Origin of the sequence: Kitasatospora sp. YST-16, assembly GCF_026802215.1 — a bacterium.
Taxonomy (GTDB): domain Bacteria; phylum Actinomycetota; class Actinomycetes; order Streptomycetales; family Streptomycetaceae; genus Kitasatospora; species Kitasatospora cineracea.
On record NZ_CP113837.1, the window covers coordinates 928,741 to 949,937 of the forward strand.

Annotated in this window: 17 protein-coding genes; 4 read left to right on the forward strand and 13 right to left on the reverse strand. The window is 72.4% G+C overall.

Translation table 11 applies throughout. The features are described from left to right. The first annotated feature begins 62 nt into the window (after positions 1–62). Positions 63–2,243: an ATP-binding protein gene (locus OU787_RS04275; protein WP_030459142.1), complete on the forward strand. Its 2,181-nt coding sequence runs from the start codon at positions 63–65 to the stop codon at positions 2,241–2,243. A gap of 82 nt (positions 2,244–2,325) precedes the next feature. Here OU787_RS04275 and rpsD read toward each other — a convergent pair whose 3' ends face one another. The 4 genes from rpsD to ppk2 all read right to left on the reverse strand — a co-directional run bounded on the left by rpsD (position 2,326) and on the right by ppk2 (position 6,090). Then, positions 2,326–2,940 carry a 30S ribosomal protein S4 gene (gene rpsD, locus OU787_RS04280; protein WP_030459141.1) on the reverse strand — a complete coding sequence of 205 codons (615 nt, stop codon included), beginning with the start codon at positions 2,938–2,940 and terminating at the stop codon, positions 2,326–2,328. A 319-nt stretch (positions 2,941–3,259) separates the two neighbouring features. Next, positions 3,260–4,609, reverse strand: a complete 1,350-nt coding sequence (locus OU787_RS04285; protein WP_030459140.1) for a replication-associated recombination protein A — start codon at positions 4,607–4,609, stop codon at positions 3,260–3,262. Between the two features lie 50 nt (positions 4,610–4,659). Further along, positions 4,660–5,283 (reverse strand): L-threonylcarbamoyladenylate synthase, encoded by a 624-nt coding sequence (locus OU787_RS04290; protein WP_030459139.1) that lies wholly within the window; start codon positions 5,281–5,283, stop codon positions 4,660–4,662. 9 nt (positions 5,284–5,292) lie between these two features. Continuing rightward, entirely contained in the window at positions 5,293–6,090 is a 798-nt protein-coding gene (ppk2, locus tag OU787_RS04295) for a polyphosphate kinase 2 (protein WP_030459138.1), read from the reverse strand. Positions 6,091–6,419: 329 nt separating this feature from the next. Between ppk2 and OU787_RS04300 the strand changes: the two genes are divergently transcribed. Next, the gene (locus OU787_RS04300; protein ID WP_081966816.1) at positions 6,420–7,385 is read left to right on the forward strand and encodes a LysR family transcriptional regulator; all 966 of its coding nucleotides are present in this window, start codon (positions 6,420–6,422) and stop codon (positions 7,383–7,385) included. On the opposite strand, the gene OU787_RS04305 is transcribed toward OU787_RS04300, so the two are convergent. The 4 genes from OU787_RS04305 to OU787_RS04320 form a co-directional block, all read right to left on the reverse strand. Continuing rightward, the gene (locus tag OU787_RS04305; protein WP_030459136.1) at positions 7,358–7,864 is read right to left on the reverse strand and encodes a GNAT family N-acetyltransferase; all 507 of its coding nucleotides are present in this window, start codon (positions 7,862–7,864) and stop codon (positions 7,358–7,360) included. The two genes, OU787_RS04300 and OU787_RS04305, sit on opposite strands and share 28 nt — an antisense overlap. Before the next feature lie 171 nt (positions 7,865–8,035). Beyond that, entirely contained in the window at positions 8,036–9,835 is a 1,800-nt protein-coding gene (gene aspS / locus OU787_RS04310) for an aspartate--tRNA ligase (RefSeq protein WP_268658598.1), read from the reverse strand. Continuing rightward, positions 9,832–11,103, reverse strand: a complete 1,272-nt coding sequence (gene hisS / locus OU787_RS04315; protein WP_030459134.1) for a histidine--tRNA ligase — start codon at positions 11,101–11,103, stop codon at positions 9,832–9,834. Before hisS ends, aspS begins: the two co-directional genes overlap by 4 nt. Positions 11,104–11,114: 11 nt before the next feature. Next, positions 11,115–11,822: an MBL fold metallo-hydrolase gene (locus tag OU787_RS04320; protein WP_030459133.1), complete on the reverse strand. Its 708-nt coding sequence runs from the start codon at positions 11,820–11,822 to the stop codon at positions 11,115–11,117. 224 nt (positions 11,823–12,046) lie between these two features. Here OU787_RS04320 and OU787_RS04325 point away from each other — a divergent pair, with 224 nt between their 5' ends. Next, positions 12,047–12,799, forward strand: a complete 753-nt coding sequence (locus OU787_RS04325; RefSeq protein WP_268658599.1) for a peptidylprolyl isomerase — start codon at positions 12,047–12,049, stop codon at positions 12,797–12,799. Positions 12,800–13,006: 207 nt separating this feature from the next. Next, positions 13,007–14,236 carry a DUF349 domain-containing protein gene (locus OU787_RS04330; RefSeq protein WP_268658600.1) on the forward strand — a complete coding sequence of 410 codons (1,230 nt, stop codon included), beginning with the start codon at positions 13,007–13,009 and terminating at the stop codon, positions 14,234–14,236. Between the two features lie 63 nt (positions 14,237–14,299). Here OU787_RS04330 and OU787_RS04335 read toward each other — a convergent pair whose 3' ends face one another. From OU787_RS04335 to secD, 5 genes are all read right to left on the reverse strand, one after another. Further along, entirely contained in the window at positions 14,300–15,091 is a 792-nt protein-coding gene (locus OU787_RS04335; RefSeq protein WP_157852250.1) for a hypothetical protein, read from the reverse strand. A 97-nt stretch (positions 15,092–15,188) separates the two neighbouring features. Continuing rightward, complete coding sequence (locus tag OU787_RS04340) at positions 15,189–17,480, reverse strand: RelA/SpoT family protein (RefSeq protein ID WP_030459129.1); 2,292 nt, start codon at positions 17,478–17,480, stop codon at positions 15,189–15,191. Between the two features lie 188 nt (positions 17,481–17,668). After that, entirely contained in the window at positions 17,669–18,223 is a 555-nt protein-coding gene (locus OU787_RS04345) for an adenine phosphoribosyltransferase (RefSeq protein ID WP_030459128.1), read from the reverse strand. 20 nt (positions 18,224–18,243) lie between these two features. Continuing rightward, on the reverse strand, positions 18,244–19,365 hold the full coding sequence (gene secF / locus OU787_RS04350; RefSeq protein ID WP_030459127.1) for a protein translocase subunit SecF: 1,122 nt from the start codon (positions 19,363–19,365) through the stop codon (positions 18,244–18,246). Between the two features lie 3 nt (positions 19,366–19,368). Beyond that, the gene (secD, locus tag OU787_RS04355) at positions 19,369–21,141 is read right to left on the reverse strand and encodes a protein translocase subunit SecD (protein WP_030459126.1); all 1,773 of its coding nucleotides are present in this window, start codon (positions 21,139–21,141) and stop codon (positions 19,369–19,371) included. Positions 21,142–21,197: the final 56 nt, after the last annotated feature.

Consider the following 21,197-nt stretch of genomic DNA (forward strand, 5'->3'; position numbering starts at 1 on the left):
GCCCGCCGGTTCCGGTCTCCTGCCGGTCCCCGGTGGTGCACCGGTACGGACGGGGGCGTCCCATGAACAGCACGTCGGCAGCGTCGAGGAGCCCGGGCCGGCTGCCCGCCGAGGTCACCAGCTTCGTCGGCCGGGCCGCCGAACTCGACGGGCTGTCCGCCCTGGTGGCCCGGGCCCGGCTGGTCACGGTGACCGGCCCGGGCGGCGTCGGCAAGTCCCGCCTGGCGCTGCGCGCCGCCGCCCGGCTGGCCCCCGGGTTCCCGGACGGCGCGCACCTGGCCGAGCTCGCCCCCGTCCAGGACCCGCTGCTACTCGGCCACGCCGTGCTGGAGGCGCTGCAGCTGACCGACCACACCGCCCGCCCGCCGCTGGACGTCCTGGTCGAGCAACTCGCCGACCGCGAGGCCCTGTTGGTGCTGGACGGCTGCGAGCACCTGGTGGACGCCTGCGCCGAGCTGGCGGACGCGCTGCTGCGCGCCGCACCGGGCCTGCGGGTGCTCGCCACCTCCCGGCAGTCGCTGCGCGCCGCGGGCGAGCACCTGCTGCCGCTGGCCCCGCTGCCGTACCTGGCGGCCGACGGCGACGGGGCGGACCCGGAGGCGATGCTGCTGTTCGCCGACCGGGCCGCGGCCGTCCGGCCGGGCTTCCGGCTGGAGCCGCGCAACCGGGCCGGGGTGGCCCTGCTCTGCCGCCGGCTGGACGGCATCCCGCTGGCCCTGGAGCTGGCCGCCGGGCGGCTGCGCGCGCTGTCCGTCGAGCAGCTGGCGGCCCGGCTGGACGACCGCTTCCGGCTGCTCACCGGCGGCGAGCGGACGGCCCCGGCCCGGCACCGGACGCTGCGCACCGCGATCGGCTGGAGCCACGAGCTCTGCACGATGCAGGAACGTTTACTCTGGGCCCGCCTCTCGGTCTTCGCCGGCGGCTTCGACCTGGACGCCGCCGAGTACGTCTGCGCCGGCCGCGGCCTGGACCAGGACGACCTGTGCGAACTCGTCGACTCGCTGGTCGACAAGTCCGTGCTGGAACGCCTCGACGGCGAGGGCACCGTCCGCTTCCGGATGCTCGACACCCTGCGCGAGTACGGCGCCCACTGGCTGCGGGCGGGCGGCGACGACCGGCGGCTGCTGCGCCGCCACCGCGACTGGTACCTCGGCGTCGCCACCTGGGGCGAGGTCGAGTGGTTCGGCCCCCGGCAGGCCGAGACCGCCGAACGCACCCGGCTCGCCCACCCCAACCTCCGCTCCGCGCTGGAGTTCTCGCTCGCCGAGCCCGGCGAGGAGCAGCTCGCCCTCGTCCTGGCCGGCACCCTCTGGTACTTCTGGGTCGGCACCGGCCACCTCGGCGAGGGCCGGCACTGGCTCGACCGGGCCCTCGCGCTCGCCCCCGAACCCACCGACGCCCGGGCCAAGGCGCTCTGGGTCACCGGCTACCTCGCCACCCTCCAGGGCGACCTGGACCGGGCCCGCCCCGCCCTCGAGGAGTGCCGCCGCCAGGCCCTGGAGACCGGCGACGACCGGGCCCTGGCCTACGCCGTCCACCGCCAGGGCTGCGCGGCCCTGATCGGCGACGACCCGGCCCGCGCCGCCGAGCTGTTCGAGGAGGCGCTGTGGCACTACGACACCCTCGGCGAACTCAACTCCAACGTCCTGATGGCGATGTTCGAACTCGCCCTGGCCCGGCTCTTCCAGGGCGACGAGGAACGCGGCCGGGCCGGCATCGAACGCCTCCGGGAGACCTGCGAGGAGCACGGCGAGCAGTGGGCGTACGGCTACTGCCTGTACGCGATGGCCTTCGCCCGGCGGCAGGCCGGCGACCTGCGGCTGGCCCGGTCCTTCGCCCGCGAGTCGATGCGGCTGAACCACCTGTTCCGCGACCTGCTGGGCATCGTGCTGGCGATGGACCTGCTGGCCCTGCTGGCCACCGAGGGCCCGGACGCCGACCTGCACGAGGCCCGCGTCCTGCAGGGCGCCGCGCACCGGCTCTGGCGGGCCGTCGGCACCCCGTTCTTCGGCTCCCGCTCCTTCAACGGCCCGCACCTGGAGTGCGAGCGGCGCGCCCGCGGCGGCCTCAGCGGCGACGCCTACGCGGCGGCCTTCCGGCTCGGCTCCCGGCTCGACCTGGACGCCGCCGTCCGCCGCGCCCTCGACGGCGGCTCCCCCGAACCGCCCGCGGACGGCGGCGGCACCGACCGCCCCGGCCCGCCGCTCGACCCGGCCCGCCCGTACTCCCCCGTCGGCGCCTGACCCCGCCCGCCGGCCCGCGGGCGGTCCGGGAACGGGAAACGCCCCCGCGGTCCGAGGACCGAGGGGGCGTTCCGCTCGCGGGTCAGCGCGAGTAGTACTCGACGACGAGCTGCTCGTCGCAGACGACCGGAACCTCGCGGCGCTGCGGCGCGCGGTCCAGGCGGAAGGCCAGGGCCTTCAGGTTGACCTCGAGGTACTTCGGGGTCTGGCCCTCGCCGGCGTTGCCGCCCTCGCGAGCCACCTGGAAGGGGACCTTCTCCTTGGACTTTTCCTTCACCGTGACGACGTAGCCCGGCTTCAGCTGGAACGAGGGCTTGTTGACCTTCGCACCGTTGACCTGGATGTGGCCGTGCACGACCATCTGGCGGGCCTGGTAGATGGTGCGGGCGATGCCCGAACGCAGGACCAGGGAGTCGAGGCGGACCTCGAGCAGGCCGACCAGGGCCTCGCCCGTCTTGCCCTCGATCTTCTTGGCGGCCTCGAAGGCACGCGCCATCTGCTTCTCGCTGAGGTCGTACTGCGCGCGCAGACGCTGCTTCTCGGTCAGACGGACCTTGTAGTCAGAGTTCTGCTTGCGGCCGCGGCCGTGCTGGCCGGGCGGGTACGGACGGGCCTCGAAGTACTTGACGGACTTCGGGGTCAGCGGAACGCCGAGAGCACGGGCGATCTTGACCTTGGGGCGCTTCTGGTTCGCCATGTTTCCTTTTCCTGTTCAGATACGGCTGTCACCAGGTGTTGACGGAGGACGCTTCTCGCGGCCCGGAGAAAAACCGCCCGTTGCCGGACGGTCAGCCGCTCTCCGCGACCGGGCACTATGTGCTTGCACACGGGACACCCACGACCGGGAAGGGTGGTGGACGACCCGCGACACCGAAGGCCGGTGCGCGCCGCTCCTGGGGAACTCCCTCGCGGGAGGCCCCCGTTCAGTGCCCCGCTGGTGCGGCCGGTCGCTCCTCGCGGAACCCCGGGCCCGGGACACACTGCGAGCCAGTCTACAGGCTCCGGACGGGCCGGATTCACTGCCCCTTGAGCCGGGCCCTGGTCCACTCCGCGATCTCCGCGTACCGGGCCTCGCCGCCCCGCCGGGTCGGCCGGTAGTACTCCTTGCCGTGCACCTCGTCCGGCGCGTACTGCTGCGCGGCGATGCCCTCCGGCAGGTCGTGCGGGTACTGGTAGCCCTTGCCGTGCCCGAGCTTCTTCGCCCCGCCGTAGTGCGCGTCCCGCAGGTGCGCGGGCACCGCCCCGGCCAGGCCCTGCCGGACGTCCGCCAGCGCGGCGTCGATCGCCAGGTACGCCGCGTTCGACTTGGGCGCCAGGGCCAGCGCGATCGCCGCCTGGGACAGGATGATCCGCGCCTCCGGGAAGCCGATCAGCGCGACCGCCTGCGCGGCGGCCACCGCGGTGGACAGCGCCGTCGGGTCGGCCAGGCCGACGTCCTCGCTGGCGGAGATCATCAGGCGCCGGGCGATGAAGCGCGGGTCCTCCCCCGCCTCGATCATCCGGGCCAGGTAGTGCAGGGTGGCGTCCACGTCGCTGCCCCGGATCGACTTGATCAGCGCGCTCGCCACGTCGTAGTGCTGGTCGCCGTCCCGGTCGTAGCGCACCGCGGCCTGGTTGACCGCCGTCTCGGTCGCCGCCAGGGTCAGCACCTTCTCGCCCTGCTCCAGCGCCGCCCCCGCCGCCGCCTCCAGCGTGGTCAGCGCCCGCCGCGCGTCGCCCCCCGCCAGCCGCACCAGGTGGTCCTCGGCCTCCGGGCTCAACTCCACGCTGCCGCCCAGCCCGCGCTCGTCGGCGGCGGCCCGGCGCAGCAGGGTCCGGACGTCCTCGTCGGTGAGCGACTCCAGGGTCAGCAGCAGGCTGCGCGACAGCAGCGGGGAGATCACCGAGAAGTACGGGTTCTCGGTGGTCGCCGCGATCAGGGTGACCCAGCGGTTCTCCACCGCGGGCAGCAGCGAGTCCTGCTGGGCCTTGGAGAAGCGGTGGATCTCGTCCAGGAACAGCACCGTCTCCCGGCCGCTCATCCCGACCGCCCGCCGGGCCCCGTCGATCACCGCCCGGACTTCCTTGACCCCGTGCGTGATCGCCGAGAGCTCGACGAACCGGCCCTCCACCGCCTGGCTGATCACGTGCGCCAGCGTGGTCTTGCCCGTCCCCGGCGGCCCCCACAGGATCACCGAACTCGTCGCCGCCGGGCCCTTCGCCCCCGCGACCAGCCGCCGCAGCGGCGACCCGTCCTTGAGCAACTGCTGCTGCCCCGCCACCTCGTCCAACGTCCGCGGCCGCATCCGCACCGCGAGCGGGGCGCGCCCGGGCTCGGAGCTCTGGCGTTCCTCGGCGGCGTGCGTGAAAAGGTCGGGCTCGTCCACGCTCCGAGCCTATGCGACGGCTCCGACAACGCGGGGGGCCGGGGAGCGCCCTACTGCTCGAAGCGCTCCGGGTCCCCCGCCCCGTAACGGACGATCTCCGGCACCCCGTCCGAGAAGTCGACCACCGTGGTCGGCACCGTCCCGCAGTCGCCGGAGTCGACCACCGCGTCCAGGACGTGGTCGAGGCTCTCCTTGATCTCCCAGCCCTGCGTCATCGGTTCCTCCTCGCCGGGCAGCAGCAGGGTGCTGGAGACCAGGGGTTCGCCGAGTTCGGCGAGCAGGGCCTGGGTGACGGCGTGGTCGGGGATGCGGACGCCGACGGTCTTCTTCTTGGGGTGCAGCAGCCGGCGCGGCACCTCCTTGGTGGCGGGGAGGATGAAGGTGTAGCTGCCGGGCGTCGCGGCCTTGACGGCGCGGAAGACGTTGTTGTCGAGTTGCGCGAACTTGCCCAGCTGGGCGAAGTCCTGGCACATCAGGGTGAAGTGGTGCCGGTCGTCGAGCCGCCGGATGGTGCGGATCCGGTCCAGTGCGTCCCGGTTGTCCAGCCGGCAGCCGAGCGCGAAACAGGAGTCGGTGGGGTACGCGATGAGGGCGCCGTCCCGGATGCTCGCCACCACGGTGGAGATGGTGCGCGGCTGGGGCGTCTCGGGGTGCACGTCGAAGTACTTCGCCATTGCTCGACCCTACTTCCCGGCCTGGGCCAGCACCGTCGCGGCGTGGTCGAAGACGTACTTCTGGAGGTCGCGCGGCGGCCGCTGGTAGCCGCGCGGGGCGGGGCGGGGCGGCAGGGTGACGGCGGGCTTGACCACCTCGTGGTACGGGACGGTGGAGAGCAGGTGGGCGATCATGTTGAGTCGGGCGCGGCGCTTGTCGTCGCTGTCGACGACGTTCCAGGGTGATTCGGGGATGTCGGTGTAGACGAACATCTCGTCCTTGGCCCGCGAGTAGTCCTCCCAGCGGGTGATGGACTCGACGTCCATCGGGGAGAGCTTCCACTGCCGCATCGGGTCGTCGAGCCGGTCGCGGAAGCGGCGTTCCTGTTCGACGTCGCTGACCGAGAACCAGTACTTGCGCAGCAGGATGCCGGCCTCGACCAGCATCCGTTCGAAGGTGGGGCACTGGTGCAGGAACTGCCAGTACTCCTCGTCGGTGCAGAAGCCCATCACCTTCTCGACGCCGGCCCGGTTGTACCAGGAGCGGTCGAACAGGACCATCTCGCCGGCCGCCGGGAGCTGCTCGACGTAGCGCTGGAAGTACCACTGGCCGCGCTGGCGCTCGGTGGGGGCGGGCAGGGCGGCGATCCGGGCGATCCGGGGGTTGAGGTACTCGGTGACGCGCTTGATGGCGCCGCCCTTGCCGGCGGCGTCCCGGCCCTCGAAGACGATCACCATCCGGACGCCCTCGGTGCGGACCCATTCCTGGAGCTTGACCAGTTCGCGCTGGAGGCGGAGCAGTTCGTCCTCGTAGAGCTTCTTCGGCATCCGCTTGGCGCCGCGGGACTTCTTCCCGCCCCCGTCGCCCTTCCCGCCCTTGTCGCCCCTGCCCGTCCTGCCTGTGCTGGGTGCCGCCACTGGGTGTGCCCTCCGCTCGCCGGGTCGCCGATGCTGACGATCCCTCAGGCTACGGTCCGCCGGGCGGCGCCGCAGTTCGGACGGGGTGCGGGGAGGACGCGGGCGGGGTGCGGGCGTCCTTCCCCGGCGGGCACCGGCGGTCCCCCGTGCCGCCGGTGCCGATCGCGCCGGGGAAGGCCGGACCACTCTGCGGCACCCCCGGGTCCGAGGTCCAATGCATTGGTCCATAGCCTGGGGGCATGGATGTGGACACCCGGATGCTGCGCTGCCTGACCGTGGTCGGCGAGGAGGGCCAGCTGACCGCGGCGGCGGCCCGGCTGGGGGTCAGCCAGCCGACGCTGACCAAGCAGGTCCGGGCGCTGGAGCGGCAGCTGGGGGTGGAGCTGTTCCGCCGCTCGCGGGCCGGGATGGCGCCGACGGCGGCGGGCGCCGAACTGCTGGCCCGGGCCGGGACGCTGCTGGCGGGCTGGGAGGAGGCGGTGCGGGCGACCCGGCTGGCGGCGGCGGAGGCCGGCGGGGAGCTGCGGGTCGGCTTCGAGGGGTCGACGATGAGCCTGCTGGGCCGCGCGGTGGCGGAGGACTTCGCCCGCCGGATGCCGGGATGGCGGCTGCGGTTGCGGCAGAACGACTGGTTCGACGAGTCCTCCGGCCTGGCCTCGGGCCGGCTGGACCTGGCGCTGTGGCACGCCCCGGCCTCGATGGCCGAGCGGTACGCGCACGTGCCGCTGGGCACCGAGGAGCGCTGGGTGGTGCTGGCGGCCGACCACCGGCTGGCGGCCCGCACCGAGGTGTCGGTGGCGGACCTGTGGGACGAGCCGTTCGTGGCGATACCGGAGCAGGCCGGGGTGTGGCGGGACTACTGGCTGGGCGCGCCGGAGCGGGCCGGCCGGCCGGTGCGGATCGGGGCGGTGGCGCACAACGCGGACGAGTGGATGGCCGCGGTGGCCTGCGGGCAGGGGGTGGGGTTCGCGCCGCGCGCGGTGGGCCGCTGGAGCAGCCGTCCGGACGTGCGCTGCCTGCCGGTGCGCGGGCTGGGGCCGAGCCTGGTGGGGCTGTTCCGGCCGCACGGGCGGGCGCAGACGCCCGCCATGGCGGCGTTCGCGGAGTCCTGCCGGCTGCACCTGGAGGTGCAGTTCCGGGCGACCGGTGGCGGCCGGTCCCCCGAAGCGGCGGCCGCTCAGACCTCGGCGAACGGCGCGGGGTAGCGGCACATGCCGTGCGGGGCGCCGTCGGCGCCGGGCAGCCGCAGGGCCTGGAAGTACCCGTCGGGGACGTCGAACGGCCCGGTGATGCGGTGCCCGGAGGCGGGGGCGAAGCCGAACCGGCCGTAGTAGCCCGGGTCGCCGAGCACCACCACGACGCGTTCGCCGGCCTCGGCGGCGGCGTCCAGCGCGGCCCGCACCACGGCGGTGCCGACGCCCTTGCGCTGCCACTCGGGGGCGACCGCGACGGGGGCGAGGGCCAGGCCCTTGCCGTTGCCGACCTTCAGCCGGGTGAGCAGCGCGTGGCCGATGACCACTTCGCGCTCGTCCACCGCGACCAGGGACAGTGCGGGCAGCCAGGCGGCGTCGCGGCGCAGCGCGTCCACCAGGTCCGCCTCTTCGGGGCCTGGGAAGGCCGCCATGTGCACCCGCCGGGTCTCGGCGGTGTCGGTGGGGAGTTCAACTCTGGTTCGTACGGTCATCCTTGACCCTTCTTGCGCTCTGCACCCCGTTGTGCAGCGTTCCGGGTGGTGCAGCATTCCGGCCCCGGGCGGTGGCAGCCTACTCCTGGTGGCCGCGCACCGGCCGGGGCCGGAACGAATCGTGATCTTTGTGATGTCCCGTCAGAATCCGACCGGGATCCTGACGGTCCGTCAGACGGCGGGCTCGGCCTCGGCCTTGGCGCCGTCCTTGTTCTCCTTGGCCTTGGGCTGGGCGTCCACGCCGGCCTCGCGGCGCTGGGCCGGGGTGATCGGGGTGGGGGCGCCGGTCAGCGGGTCGCCGCCGGTGGAGGTCTTCGGGAAGGCGATGACGTCCCGGATGGTGTCGTAGCCGCCCAGCAGGGTGACCACGCGGTCCAGGCCGAGCGCGATGCCGCCGTGCGGCGGCGGGCCGTAGTTGAAGGCGTCCAGCAGGAAGCCGAACTGCGAGGCCGCCTCCTCCTCGGACAGGCCGATCGCGTCGAACGCCCGCTTCTGCACGTCCCGCTGGTGGATACGGATCGAACCGCCGCCCAGCTCCGAGCCGTTGAGCACCAGGTCGTACGCGTTGGAGAGCGCGCTGCCCGGGTCGGTGTCGAAGGTGGCCAGCGACTCGGCGGTCGGCGCGGTGAACGGGTGGTGCACCGCGTGCCAGCCCTGGAACTCGCCCTTGTCGTCCTCGATCGGCTCGAACATCGGGAAGTCCACGACCCAGAGGAAGGCCCACTGGGACTCGTCGATCAGGTTGCAGCGGCGGCCGATCTCCAGGCGGGCGGCGCCGAGCAGCTCCTGCGAGGCGGTCTTCTTGCCCGCGGCGAAGAACACCGCGTCGCCGGGCTTGGCGCCGGCGGCGGCGGCCAGGCCGGCCAGGTGCTCCTCGGACAGGTTCTTGGCGACCGGGCCGCGCAGCTCGCCGGTCTCGGCGTCCACCAGCACGTAGGCGAGGCCGCGGGCGCCGCGGGCCTTGGCCCAGTCCTGCCAGGCGTCGAGCTGCTTGCGGGGCTGCGAGGCGCCGCCGGGCATCACGACCGCGCCGACGTACGGGGCCTGGAAGACCCGGAACCCGGTGCCCTTGAAGTACTCGGTGAGGTCGGTGAGTTCCTGCCCGAAGCGGACGTCCGGCTTGTCGGAGCCGTAGCGCGACATGGCGTCGGCGTAGGTCATCCGGGGCAGCGGGTTCGGGATCTCGTAGCCGTGGACCTGCTTCCAGATCGCGGCGATGATCTTCTCGCCGAGCGCCAGGATGTCCTCCTGGTCGACGAAGGACGCCTCGATGTCGAGCTGGGTGAACTCGGGCTGCCGGTCGGCGCGGAAGTCCTCGTCGCGGAAGCAGCGGGCGATCTGGTAGTAGCGCTCCATGCCGGCCACCATCAGCAGCTGCTTGAACAGCTGCGGGGACTGCGGCAGGGCGTACCAGTGGCCCGGCTGGAGGCGGACCGGGACCAGGAAGTCGCGGGCGCCCTCGGGGGTGGAGCGGGTCAGGTACGGGGTCTCGATGTCGAGGTAGTCGTTCTCCTCCATCACCGTGCGGATGATGTGGTTGACCTTCGAGCGCAGCCGCAGCGCGCGGGCCGGGCCCTCGCGGCGCAGGTCGAGGTAGCGGTAGCGCAGCCGCACCTCCTCGTTGACCGAGCCGGGCTCGTACTCGGCGACCTGGAACGGCAGCGGCGCGGCCTCGGACAGCACCTCGATCGACTCGACGACGACCTCGACGGCGCCGGTCGGGATCTCCGGGTTCTCGTTGCCCTCCGGGCGGACCCGGACCTCGCCGACCACCTTCACGCAGTACTCGGAGCGCAGCCCGTGCACCGACTCCAGGTCGCGGACCACGACCTGCACGGTGCCGGAGGCGTCCCGCAGGTCGATGAAGGCCACGCCGCCGTGGTCACGGCGGCGGGCCACCCAGCCGGCCAGGGTGACGGTGGTGCCGGCGTGCTCCGCGCGGAGCGTGCCCGCGTCGTGCGTGCGGATCACAGCTGCTTCTCCTTCAGGGTGGTGACGAGCGCCTCAAGGGCGACGGGGGTCTGCTCGCCGGACTCCATGTCCTTGAGCTGGACCACGCCCTCGGCGAGGTCCCGGTCGCCCGCGATCAGGGCGTAGCGCGCACCCGACCGGTTGGCGGACTTCATGGCGTTCTTGATGCTCTTGACGCCGAAGGCCAGGTCGGTGGCGACGCCGGCCCGGCGCAGCTCGACGGTCTTGGCGAACAGCACGCTCTTGGCCTCCTCGCCGAGCGCCACCGCGTACACCTCGGTGGTGGCGGGCAGGTCGAGGACGACGCCCTCGGCCTCCAGCGCGAGGAAGGTGCGGTCCACGCCCAGGCCCCAGCCGACCGAGGGCAGCGCCGGGCCGCCGAGCATCTCGGACAGGCCGTCGTAGCGGCCGCCGCCGCCGATCGCGGACTGCGCGCCCAGGCCGCCGTGCACGAACTCGAAGGTGGTGCGGGTGTAGTAGTCCAGGCCGCGCACCAGCTTCGGGTCGTCGACGAACGCGACGCCCGCGGCGGTGAGCAGCTCGCGGACCTTCTCGTCGTACGCCTTGCAGTCCTCGCACAGGTAGTCGCGCAGCTTGGGCGCGTCCACCAGCTGGGCCTGGACGGCCTCGCGCTTGTCGTCGAGCACGCGCAGCGGGTTGATCTCGGCGCGGCGGCGGGTGTCCTCGTCCAGGTCGAGTCCGGCCAGGAACTCGACCAGGGCGGCGCGGTAGACCGGGCGGCACTGCTGGTCGCCGAGCGAGTTGAGCAGCAGGCGGTAGTCGCGCAGGCCGAGCGAGCGGAAGGCGTCGTCGGCCAGGATGATCAGCTCGGCGTCCAGCGCCGGGTCCTCGGCGCCGATGGCCTCCGCGCCGACCTGCGAGAACTGCCGGTAGCGGCCCTTCTGCGGGCGCTCGTAGCGGTAGAAGTTGCCGGAGTACCAGAGCTTGACCGGCAGGTTGCCGAGCTTGTGGAGGTTGGCCTCCAGCGCGGCCCGGACCACCGAGGCGGTGCCCTCGGGGCGCAGCGCCAGCGATTCGCTGCTCTCCGGGCGCTGGGCGAGGGTGAACATCTCCTTGGTGACGATGTCGGTGGACTCGCCGACGCCGCGGGAGAACAGCTTGACGTCCTCGAACACGGGGGTCTCGACGTAGCCGTACCCGGCGCGGCGCAGCGGCCCGGAGAGCCGGTCGCGGATCGCCAGGTAGGCCGCGGAGTTGACCGTCGGCAGCAGGTCGAAGGTGCCCTTGGGGGCGGTGAAGGTGCTCAACTTCTCTTCCGTCACATTCCTCGTCGCGGGAAGGCCGGTGCGTCCGGCGCACCGCCCGCCTGCCGGAGGTAGGGGTTGGTGGCGCGCTCTCGGCCGATGGTGGTCTGCGAGCCGTGGCCGGAGAGCACCACGGTCGCGTCGTCGAGGGGCAGGCACACCCGGGCCAGCGAGCGCATGATCGCTCCGCTGTCTCCGCCCGGGAGGTCGGTACGCCCGATGGAGCCGGCGAACAGCAGGTCGCCCGAGAACAGCACCGGCGGGACCTCTGCCGATGCGGGCGTCCTGAACGTCACCGACCCCTCGGTATGGCCGGGGGCGTGGTCGACGGTGAGGTGCATCCCGGCGAGCTCCAGCACGCTGCCGTCGGCCAACTCCCGGACGTCGTCCGGCTCGCCGACGGTGATCGAGCCCATCAGCTGCTGCCCGAGCGAGCGCCCGAGCGCCTTCTCCGGGTCGGCCAGCATGTAGCGGTCCGCGGGGTGGATCCAGGCCGGGACGCCCTGCGCGCCGCAGACCGGGACGACCGAGGCGACGTGGTCGATGTGCCCGTGGGTGAGCAGCACCGCGACCGGCTTGAGCCGGTGCTCGCGGATCAACTCCTCGACGCCGGCGGCCGCTTCGTGCCCGGGGTCGACGATCACGCACTCCTCACCGGCGGCGGGTGCGACCAGGTAGCAATTGGTGCCCCAGGCCCCGGCGGGGAATCCGGCGACGAACACGCGAGTCCTTCGTTTCATGCGGCGGCGGTCTGCTTTTCCCCCGCAGCCTACCGGCGGCACCGGGCCGCGGGCGAACCGGTTGTCCGGTGCGTTCAGACCTTTCTCATCTCGCGCTGATCCCGTCCTGACGCGCGGGGTCCTTACACTGGCCGCCGACGGATGCGATGATCCGTGCACGCCAGCTCAACTCCCCCCACGTCGACACAGTCCAGGAGACACCCCCGGTGGTCAGCAGCGAACAGCGGCGGCGGCAGCTCGCCCGTGAGAAGTACGAGCGCCAGATGCAGGCGCGCGCCGAGGCGGCGGCCAAGCGCAAGCAGCGCAACGCGATCGTCGCGGGGATCCTGGCCGTCGTGGTGGTCGGCGGTGTCGCCACCGTGGCCTCCGGCGTGTTCGACTCGGACAAGAAGAAGGACACCAAGACGGCCTCCGCCGCGCCGTCCCCGTCCGCCTCCGGCAAGCAGTGGGCCGCCGAGCCGGCCATGTCGATCGACGCGGCCGCCAAGTACACCGCGAAGATCGAGACCTCGCAGGGCGAGGTGACCCTGGCGCTGGACGCGGCGAAGGCGCCGCACACCGTCAACTCCTTCGTGTTCCTGGCCGGTCAGCAGTTCTGGGACAACACCAAGTGCCACCGCCTCACCACGGAGGGCATCTACGTCCTGCAGTGCGGCGACCCGACCGGCACCGGCCGGGGCGGCCCGGGCTACCAGTTCGCCGACGAGAACCTGGAGGGCGCGACCTACCCCGCGGGCACCGTGGCGATGGCCAACTCCGGCGCGAACACCAACGGCAGCCAGTTCTTCCTGGTCTACAAGGACACCCAACTGCCCCCCAGCTACACCCCGTTCGGCAAGATCACCGGCGGCCTCGACGTGCTGCAGAAGATCGCCGCCGGCGGCGCCGAGGGAACCGGCGGCGACGGCGCCCCCAAGCTCCCGGTCAACGTCACGAGCATCACCACCGCCAAGGGCTGACCCGCCGCGAAAATCGACCGGCGCCGGATGCGGACAGCACCGGCGCTGGTCGCCTATGTTGCTGTTGTATAGGGTGCCCTGACCGTCGGCCGTCACCCTCGGCGCAACACCACGACGGCTCGGGACGGCGGGCTCCATCGGTCCGCCGCACATCAACTGTGGACGACGCTCCCGCCCGTGGGCGTGGCGTCATGTGGAGGAGGCGCTGTGAGCAGCGACCCGTGGGGCCGTGTCGACGAGCAGGGGAACGTCTACGTGAGGACGGCCGACGGCGAACGCCAGGTCGGCTCCTGGCAGGCCGGCTCCCCCGAGGAGGCCCTCGCCTACTTCGAGCGCAAGTTCCAGGGCCTGGAGGCGGAGACCGCCCTCCTGGAGCACCGGGTGCGCAAGACCGATCTGGCCGCCAAGGAGGCGCAGACCGCGCTGGAGCACCTGCGCGCGCAGGTCGCCGAGGCGCACGCGGTCGGCGACCTGGCCGCCCTGGCCGCCCGCCTGGACACCCTGGCCGGCGAGATCGAGACCCGGCAGGGCGAGCGCAAGGCCGCCCGGGCGAAGGCCCAGGAGGAGACCCGCGCCGCCAAGGAGGCGCTGGTCGCCGAGGCCGAGCAGCTCGCCGAGTCCAACCAGTGGCGGGAGGCCGGCGACCGGCTGCGCGCCCTGGTCGACAACTGGAAGGCGCTGCCGCGCCTGGACCGCAAGAGCGACGACGAGCTGTGGCACCGCTTCTCGCACGCCCGCTCGGTGTTCTCCAAGCACCGCAAGTCGCACTTCGCGGCGCTCGACTCGGAGCGCGAGTCGGCCCGTTCGGTCAAGGAGAAGCTGGTCGCCGAGGCCGAGGCGCTGTCCGGCTCCACCGAGTGGGGCCCGACCGCGGCCGCCTACCGCGACCTGATGACGCAGTGGAAGGCCGCCGGTCGCGCCCAGCGGGACGCCGAGGAGGAGCTGTGGGCCCGCTTCCGCGGCGCCCAGGACGTCTTCTTCCAGGCCCGGTCCTCCGCGTTCTCCGAGCGCGACGCCGAGCAGGGCGAGAACCAGAAGGCCAAGGAGGCGCTGCTGGTCGAGGCCGAGGCGATCCTGCCGATCACCGACCTGAAGGCCGCCAAGGCCGCGCTGCGCGACATCGCCGAGCGCTGGGAGGCGATCGGCCACGTCCCGCGCGACGCCCGCCCGAAGCTGGACGGCCGGCTGAGCGCGGTGGAGCGCGCGGTCCGCGAGGCCGAGGAGGCCGAGTGGCAGCGCTCCAACCCGGAGGCCCGGGCCCGCGCCACCGGCATGACCGCGCTGCTGCAGGCCGCCGTGGACAAGCTCGAGGCCGACCTGGCCAAGGCCCGCGCCGCCGGCAACACGGCCAAGGCCGCCAAGCTGGAGACCGAGCTGGCCGGCCGCCGGGCGCTGCTCGACCAGGCGCAGAAGTCGCTCCAGGAGTTCACCTCCTGAGCTCCGGCAACGCCCGCGCGAAGGGCCCCCGCCGCACGGTGGGGGCCCTTCGCGCGTTCCGCTTCACACCACCGAGGTCGAGGAGGACGGCTGCTGCAGCTGGTCCAGGTCGAGGCTCTGGTCGGGCCCGGGGGTGGCGCTGGGCACCGGGGTGCCGAAGTCGCTGAACTCGACCGCCCCGGTGTCCTTGGCGAGCTTCAGCGGCACCGGCTCGCCGGTGGTGGCCACGTACAGGGTGCCGGTGCCGGTGCTGGAGGTGTTGGTCAGGGTGAGCGCGGGGCGGCCCTGCACGTTCTCCTCGCCGCCCTTGGCCAGGCCGCTCTTGCCGGTGCCGAGCTGGTCGGCCAGCGCGGTCAGGTCGCACAGGCTGCCGATCTCGCCGAAGTCCGGGTTGTCGCTGGTGGTCTTCAGGTAGCGGTCGCCGACCAGTTGGGCCATCGCCGGGCCGCCGTGGGTCTGCCAGAACTCCTGGTCCGGTTTGACCCACAGCTGCTGCCCGGACTTCACCACCTGGAAGCTGCCGACGCCGCCCTGGCTGAGCGTGCCGGTGCAGTCGCCGGTGGTGTCCAGCCGCAGGTCCATGGTGATCTGCCCGCCCTCGCTGCCGACGGTGCCCGCCGCCCGGACCGCGCCGGCGTCCTTGAGCGCCTGCACGGCCCGTTGCAGCACCTGGTCGGCGGACTGCCCGGCCACCCCGTTGTCGGCGGCCGCGGAGGCCGCCGCCGCGGACGCCGACACCGGGCTGCCGGTGCCGCTCGCCGCCGGGCTGCCGGTGCTCCCGGAACCGCCCGAGCCGCTGCCGCAGCCGGCCGCCAGCGCCGCGGCCGCCGCCGCGCCGGCCACTGCCGTCCTCATCCGTATCCCGTGCACGGTGCCTCCCGGAAAGCCGACCGCCCCCACCCGGCCAGTGTCGGCGGGGCGGGGGCGGTCGGCGACCGGGAGGGCCGCGGGCCTACTTGTTGCGGGCCGAGGTGACCCGGTACACGTCGTACACGCCCTCGACGCCGCGCACCGCCTTGAGCACGTGCCCCAGGTGCTTGGGGTCGCCCATCTCGAAGGTGAACCGGCTCATCGCCACCCGGTCGCGGGAGGTCTGGACGGCCGCCGACAGGATGTTGACGTGCTGGTCGGAGAGCACCCGGGTGACGTCGGAGAGCAGCCGGGAGCGGTCCAGCGCCTCGACCTGGATGGCGACCAGGAACACCGAGGACTGGGTGGCCGCCCACTCGACGTCGATCATCCGCTCGGGCTGCTGCTGCAGGGACTCCACGTTGACGCAGTCCGCGCGGTGCACCGAGACGCCGTTGCCGCGGGTGATGAAGCCGACGATCGGGTCGCCGGGCACCGGCGTGCAGCAGCGCGCCAGCTTCACCCACACGTCGTCGACGCCCTTGACGATGACGCCCGGGTCGCCCTTGGCCCGGCGGCGCATCGCGCGCGGCTGGTGCGAGGGGGTGGCGGTCTCGGCGAGGTCCTCGACCGCGCCCTCCTCGCCGCCCATCGCCTGGACCAGCTTCTGCACGATGGCCTGCGCGGCGACGTGGCCCTCGCCGATCGCCGCGTACAGCGAGGAGATGTCCGGGTAGCGCATCTCGTGGGCCAGGGTGACCAGCGAGTCCCCGGTGAGGATCCGCTGGATCGGCAGGCCCTGCTTGCGCATCGCCCGGGCGATCGACTCCTTGCCCTGCTCGATCGCCTCCTCGCGGCGCTCCTTGGAGAACCAGGCGCGGATCTTGTTGCGGGCCCGGGGCGACTTGACGAAGCTCAGCCAGTCCCGGGACGGGCCGGCGTTCTCCGCCTTGGAGGTGAACACCTCCACCGTGTCGCCGTTCTCCAGCGTCGACTCCAGCGGCACCAGCCGGCCGTTGACCCGGGCGCCGATGCACCGGCAGCCGACCTCGGTGTGCACCGCGAACGCGAAGTCCACCGGGGTGGCCTGCGCGGGCAGCGCTATCACGTCGCCCTTCGGGGTGAAGACGAACACCTCGTTGGTGGACAGGTCGAAGCGCAGCGACTCCAGGAACTCGCTCGGGTCCTCGGTCTCCTTCTGCCAGTCCAGCAGCTGCCGCAGCCAGGCCATCTCGTTGACCGCGTCGGCCTTGTCGTGCTGCCGCCCGTGGGTGGGCGTGTCGGTGCGCACCTTGGAGGCGCCGGCCACCGCGCGCTGCTTGTACTTCCAGTGCGCGGCGATGCCGTACTCGGCCCGGCGGTGCATGTCGAAGGTGCGGATCTGCAGCTCGACCGGCTTGCCCCCGGGGCCGATCACCGTGGTGTGCAGCGACTGGTACATGTTGAACTTGGGCATCGCGATGTAGTCCTTGAACCGCCCCGGCACCGGGTTCCACCGCGCGTGGATGGTGCCCAGCGCCGCGTAGCAGTCGCGGACGGTGTCGACCAGGACCCGGATGCCCACCAGGTCGTAGATCTCGGCGAAGTCCCGGCCCCGGACGATCATCTTCTGGTAGACCGAGTAGTAGTGCTTGGGCCGGCCGGTCACCTGCGCGGTGATCCGGGCCCCGCGCAGGTCGCCCTGCACCTGGTCGATCACGGTGGCCAGGTACTCGTCGCGCTTGGGGGCGCGCTCGGCCACCAGCCGGACGATCTCGTCGTACATCTTGGGGTAGAGGATGGCGAAGGCCAGGTCCTCCAGCTCCCACTTGATGGTGTTCATGCCCAGCCGGTGCGCCAGCGGGGCGTAGATCTCCAGCGTCTCGCGGGCCTTCTTCTCCTGCTTCTCCCGCTTCAGGTAGCGCATGGTGCGCATGTTGTGCAGCCGGTCGGCGAGCTTGATCACCAGCACCCGCGGGTCCTTGGCCATCGCCACGACCATCTTGCGGACGGTCTCCGCCTGCGCGGCCTCGCCGAACTTGACCCGGTCCAGCTTGGTCACGCCGTCGACCAGCAGCGCCACCGAGTCGCCGAAGTCCTGCCGGAGCGTCTCCAGCCCGTAGTCGGTGTCCTCGACGGTGTCGTGCAGCAGCCCGGCCATCAGGGTCGGCGCGTCCATCCCCAGCTCGGCCAGGATGGTGGCCACCGCCAGCGGGTGGGTGATGTACGGGTCGCCGCTCTTGCGCTTCTGCCCGCGGTGCCACTTCTCCGCGACGGCGTACGCCCGCTCGATGTCCTTCAGCAGCCCCGGGTCGGCCTTGGGGTCGTTGGCCCGGATCGTCCGGAACAGCGGTTCCAGCACCGGGTTGACCATCGAACTGCGCTGTCCGCCCAGCCGCGCAAGCCGAGCCCGCATCCCGCCCTGCGAGGAACGGGAACTGGCGGCAGCGGCCGTGGGCACAACCTCGTCGGGCAAGGACACTCCTACGTCGGATCAACCTTCATCGTACCGACAGCGCACCCCCGTGCGGTGGCGCGCCCGCCTCGAACAGGAAGCCGCCCGGGAACGGTCGTGTTCCCGGGCGGCTCTCGAACAGCGCGGCGTCACACCACGACGAGCGTCTCCAGCGGTGCGCCGTGCAGGTGCGCGGCGAGCTTCGCGCGCCCCGTCAGGAAGCCGAGCTCCATCAGCACGACCACGCCGACCAGTTGGGCCCCGGCCTCCTGGACCAGGTCCAGCGAGGCGGCGATCGTCCCGCCGGTGGCCAGCACGTCGTCCACCACCAGGACCTTCTCGCCGGGCTCGAACGCGTCGCACTGCACCTCCAGCGTCGCCGACCCGTACTCGAGGTCGTACGAGCGGGCGAACACCTCGCCGGGCAGCTTGCCCTTCTTGCGGATCGGGACGAACCCGAGCCCGGCCGCGAACGCGGCCGGGGCGGCGAGCACGAACCCCCGCGCCTCCAGCCCGACCACCTTGGTGGCGCCGAGCTCCCGCGCCCGCTCGGCCAGCGCCCGGGTCAGCGCGCCGAACGCCTCGGCGTCGGCGAGCAGGGGGGCGATGTCCTTGAACAGGACGCCCGGCTTCGGGTAGTCCTGCACGTCCCGGATCCGGCTGTTGAGCAGCTCGGACAGGGCGGGGTCGGTGGTGGAGGTCACGGGGGTTCCTTCGCGGAGGGTCAGCGCTTGCCGGACGGCCGTCCCTTGCCTCGGGAGCGGCTGGTCGGCTGGTTACGCTGTCCGACCATACCGGCCGGGACCTCGTCGCCGTCGTCCTCCCCGCCGTCGAACTCCTCACCCTCGGCGTCCCGGCCCCGGCCCTCGGCCGCGGCCTTGGCCTCCGAGGCGCGCCGCTGGGCGACCCGCTTGGCCAGCGCCTTCATGTCCGGGGCCTGCTCCTTGAGCTGCGCGAGCAGCGGGGTGGCCACGCAGATGGAGGAGTAGGCACCGGCCGCGAGGCCGATGAACAGGGCCAGCGAGATGTCGTTCAGGGTGCCGGCGCCGAGCAGGCCGCCGCCGATGAACAGCAGCGCGGAGACCGGCAGCAGGGCCACCACCGTGGTGTTGATGGAGCGCACCAGGGTCTGGTTGAGGCCGTGGTTGGCGGCCTCGCTGTAGGTCCGGCGGGACTGCTTGGTGATGCCCCGGGTGTTCTCCTTCACGGTGTCGAAGACGACGACCGTGTCGTAGAGCGAGTAGCCGAGGATGGTCAGGAAGCCGATCACGGTGCCCGGGGTGACCTCGAAGCCGACCAGGGCGTAGACGCCGATGGTGATCAGGAGGTCGTGGATCAGGGCGACCAGGGCGGCCACCGCCATCCGCCACTCGAAGGCGATCGCCATGTAGACGGTGACCAGCACCATGAAGACGATCAGACCGGTCAGCGCCTTCTTGGAGATGTCGGCACCCCAGGAGGGGCCGATCACCTGGGCGTTGATGTCCTGCTCCTGGACGCCGACCGCCTGCGAGAACTCCTTGGTGAAGGTCGCCGCCGGGATCGACTCCTGGGCGCTGACCTGGACCCGGACGTCACCCTTGTCCGTGGTCTGCACCAGCGCGGTGTTGGAGCCGATGATCTTGTCGGCGGTCTCCTTCGCCTGGGAGGCCGAGAGGCCGGGCTTGTGCACGGTGTAGACCGAGCCGCCCTTGAACTCGATGCCCAGGTGCAGGCCCATGGCCAGGCCGACGGCGGCCACCAGGACGATCACCGCCGAGATCGAGTACCAGATCTTCCGCTTGCCGACGAAGTCGAAGGAGACCTCGCCCTGGTAGAGGCGGTGACCGATGTTGCGGAGCGACATGGGTCAGACCTCCTGGGTGGTGGTGGAACGGCGGCGGGAGCCGCGGATCGGCGGACGGGCGCCGAGCCGCTTCGGGTCCAGGCCGGACATCGGGTGGCCGCCGGCGAAGAACTTCGTGCGGGCGAGCAGGCTGATCAGCGGCTTGGTGAACAGGAAGATCACCACGACGTCGAGCAGGGTGGTCAGGCCCAGCGTGAAGGCGAAGCCCTGGACCTTGCCGACCGACACCAGGTACAGCACCGCGGCACACAGGAAGGAGACGAAGTCCGACACCAGGATGGTGCGCCGGGCCCGCGGCCAGGCCCGCTGCACGGCGGCCCGCAGCTGGGCGCCCTCGCGGACCTCGTCCCGGATCCGTTCGAAGTACACGATGAAGGAGTCCGCGGTGATGCCGATCGCCACGATCGCGCCGCAGACCGCGGGCAGGTTCAGCGCGAAGCCGATGCCCGCGCCCAGCAGGCTCATGATCGACCAGGTCAGGACCGCCGAGACGACCAGGCCGGCGATCGAGATCAGGCCCAGGCCGCGGTAGTAGACCAGCGAGTACGCGACCACCAGCACCATGCCGATCAGACCGGCGATCAGGCCGGCCTTCAGCTGCTCGGAGCCGAGCTGCGGGGAGACGGTGGTGACGTCGCTCTTGACGAAGTCCAGCGGGAGCGCGCCGTAGCTCAGCACGTTCGCCAGCGACTTGGCCTCGTCCGAGGTGAAGGTGCCGTTGATCACGGCGCTGCCGCCGGTGATCGACTCCTGCACGTACGGGTGGGAGACGACCTGGCCGTCCAGCACGATGGCGAACTGGTTGGCCGGGGTGGACTGGGTGGCCAGCTGGCCGGTGGTGGAGGCGAAGGCCTTGGAGCCGGTGTCGTTGAACGACAGGTCGACCATCCAGCCCTTGCCGGTCTGGGTGTCGTACACGGCCTGGGCCTTGGTGACGTCCGAGCCGTTCACCGCGACGCCGCCGAGCACGAACTTGTACCAGAGGCCCTGCTCCGCGTCGTACGAGCAGGCCAGGGCCGGCGCGGTCGGGTCGTTGGTCTGGTAGTTGATCCGCTGCTCCTTGACCGTGCAGTCCAGGGCGGCGTACTTCTGCTGCAGCGCGGCGGTCGCGGCGTCCGGGGTGGGCGCGGCGCTCGGGGCGGTGGCGGGGGCGGAGGCGGCGGTGCTCGGCTGGGCCGAGGCGCCGGCGCTCGCGGAGGCCGTCGGGTCGGCCTGCAGCGCGCCGGACAGCGCGCGGCCCGCCTTGCTGGCGGACGCGGACGCGGAGGCCGGGGCGGAGGCCGAGGTGGAGGCGCCCGCGGAGGCGGAGGCGCCCGCGCTCGGGGCGGTCGAGGCCGCGGCGTCCGGGGAGCCGGACGGGGTGGGCTGCTGGGCGGCCGCACCGGACGGCTCGGCGGCCAGCACCGGGCGGAAGTAGAGCTTGGCGGTGTCACCGACCTTGTCGATGGACTGCTGCGTGTTACCACCGTCGGGAATGTTGACGATGATGTTGGCATTGCCCTGGGTCTGCACCTCCGCCTCGGAGACACCCATGCCGTTGACGCGCTTCTGGATGATGCCGACCGCGGTGTTCAGATTGGTCTTGTTGATCGCGGAGGGATCGTCCGACTTTGCGGTCAGCGTGACGCTGGTGCCACCGGCGAGGTCGATACCGAGACGGGGCTTGGTGTTGCCCGTCCCGAACATGAGGGCCACAAGGCCGACGGTGACCACCAGGATGAGCGCCAGCGCCCGTCCCGGGTATCCGTCGCGCGACCGCGACTTGGGTGTTGCCACCTTGCTCGTTTCTCCCTGTCCATGCCGCCCGGCGGCCGGCCCCCGGCCCCGCGCGG

Excerpts from the sequence above, each read along its gene's own strand:
- OU787_RS04275 (WP_030459142.1), top strand. The coding sequence starts at position 63 with ATGAACAGCACGTCGGCAGCGTCGAGGAGCCCGGGCCGGCTGCCCGCC.
- rpsD (WP_030459141.1), bottom strand. The coding sequence starts at position 2,940 with ATGGCGAACCAGAAGCGCCCCAAGGTCAAGATCGCCCGTGCTCTCGGC.
- OU787_RS04290 (WP_030459139.1), bottom strand. The coding sequence starts at position 5,283 with ATGGCGAAGTACTTCGACGTGCACCCCGAGACGCCCCAGCCGCGCACC.
- ppk2 (WP_030459138.1), bottom strand. The coding sequence starts at position 6,090 with ATGCCGAAGAAGCTCTACGAGGACGAACTGCTCCGCCTCCAGCGCGAA.
- OU787_RS04300 (WP_081966816.1), top strand. The coding sequence starts at position 6,420 with ATGGATGTGGACACCCGGATGCTGCGCTGCCTGACCGTGGTCGGCGAG.
- OU787_RS04305 (WP_030459136.1), bottom strand. The coding sequence starts at position 7,864 with ATGACCGTACGAACCAGAGTTGAACTCCCCACCGACACCGCCGAGACC.
- OU787_RS04335 (WP_157852250.1), bottom strand. The coding sequence starts at position 15,091 with ATGAGGACGGCAGTGGCCGGCGCGGCGGCGGCCGCGGCGCTGGCGGCC.
- OU787_RS04340 (WP_030459129.1), bottom strand. The coding sequence starts at position 17,480 with ATGCGGGCTCGGCTTGCGCGGCTGGGCGGACAGCGCAGTTCGATGGTC.
- secF (WP_030459127.1), bottom strand. The coding sequence starts at position 19,365 with ATGTCGCTCCGCAACATCGGTCACCGCCTCTACCAGGGCGAGGTCTCC.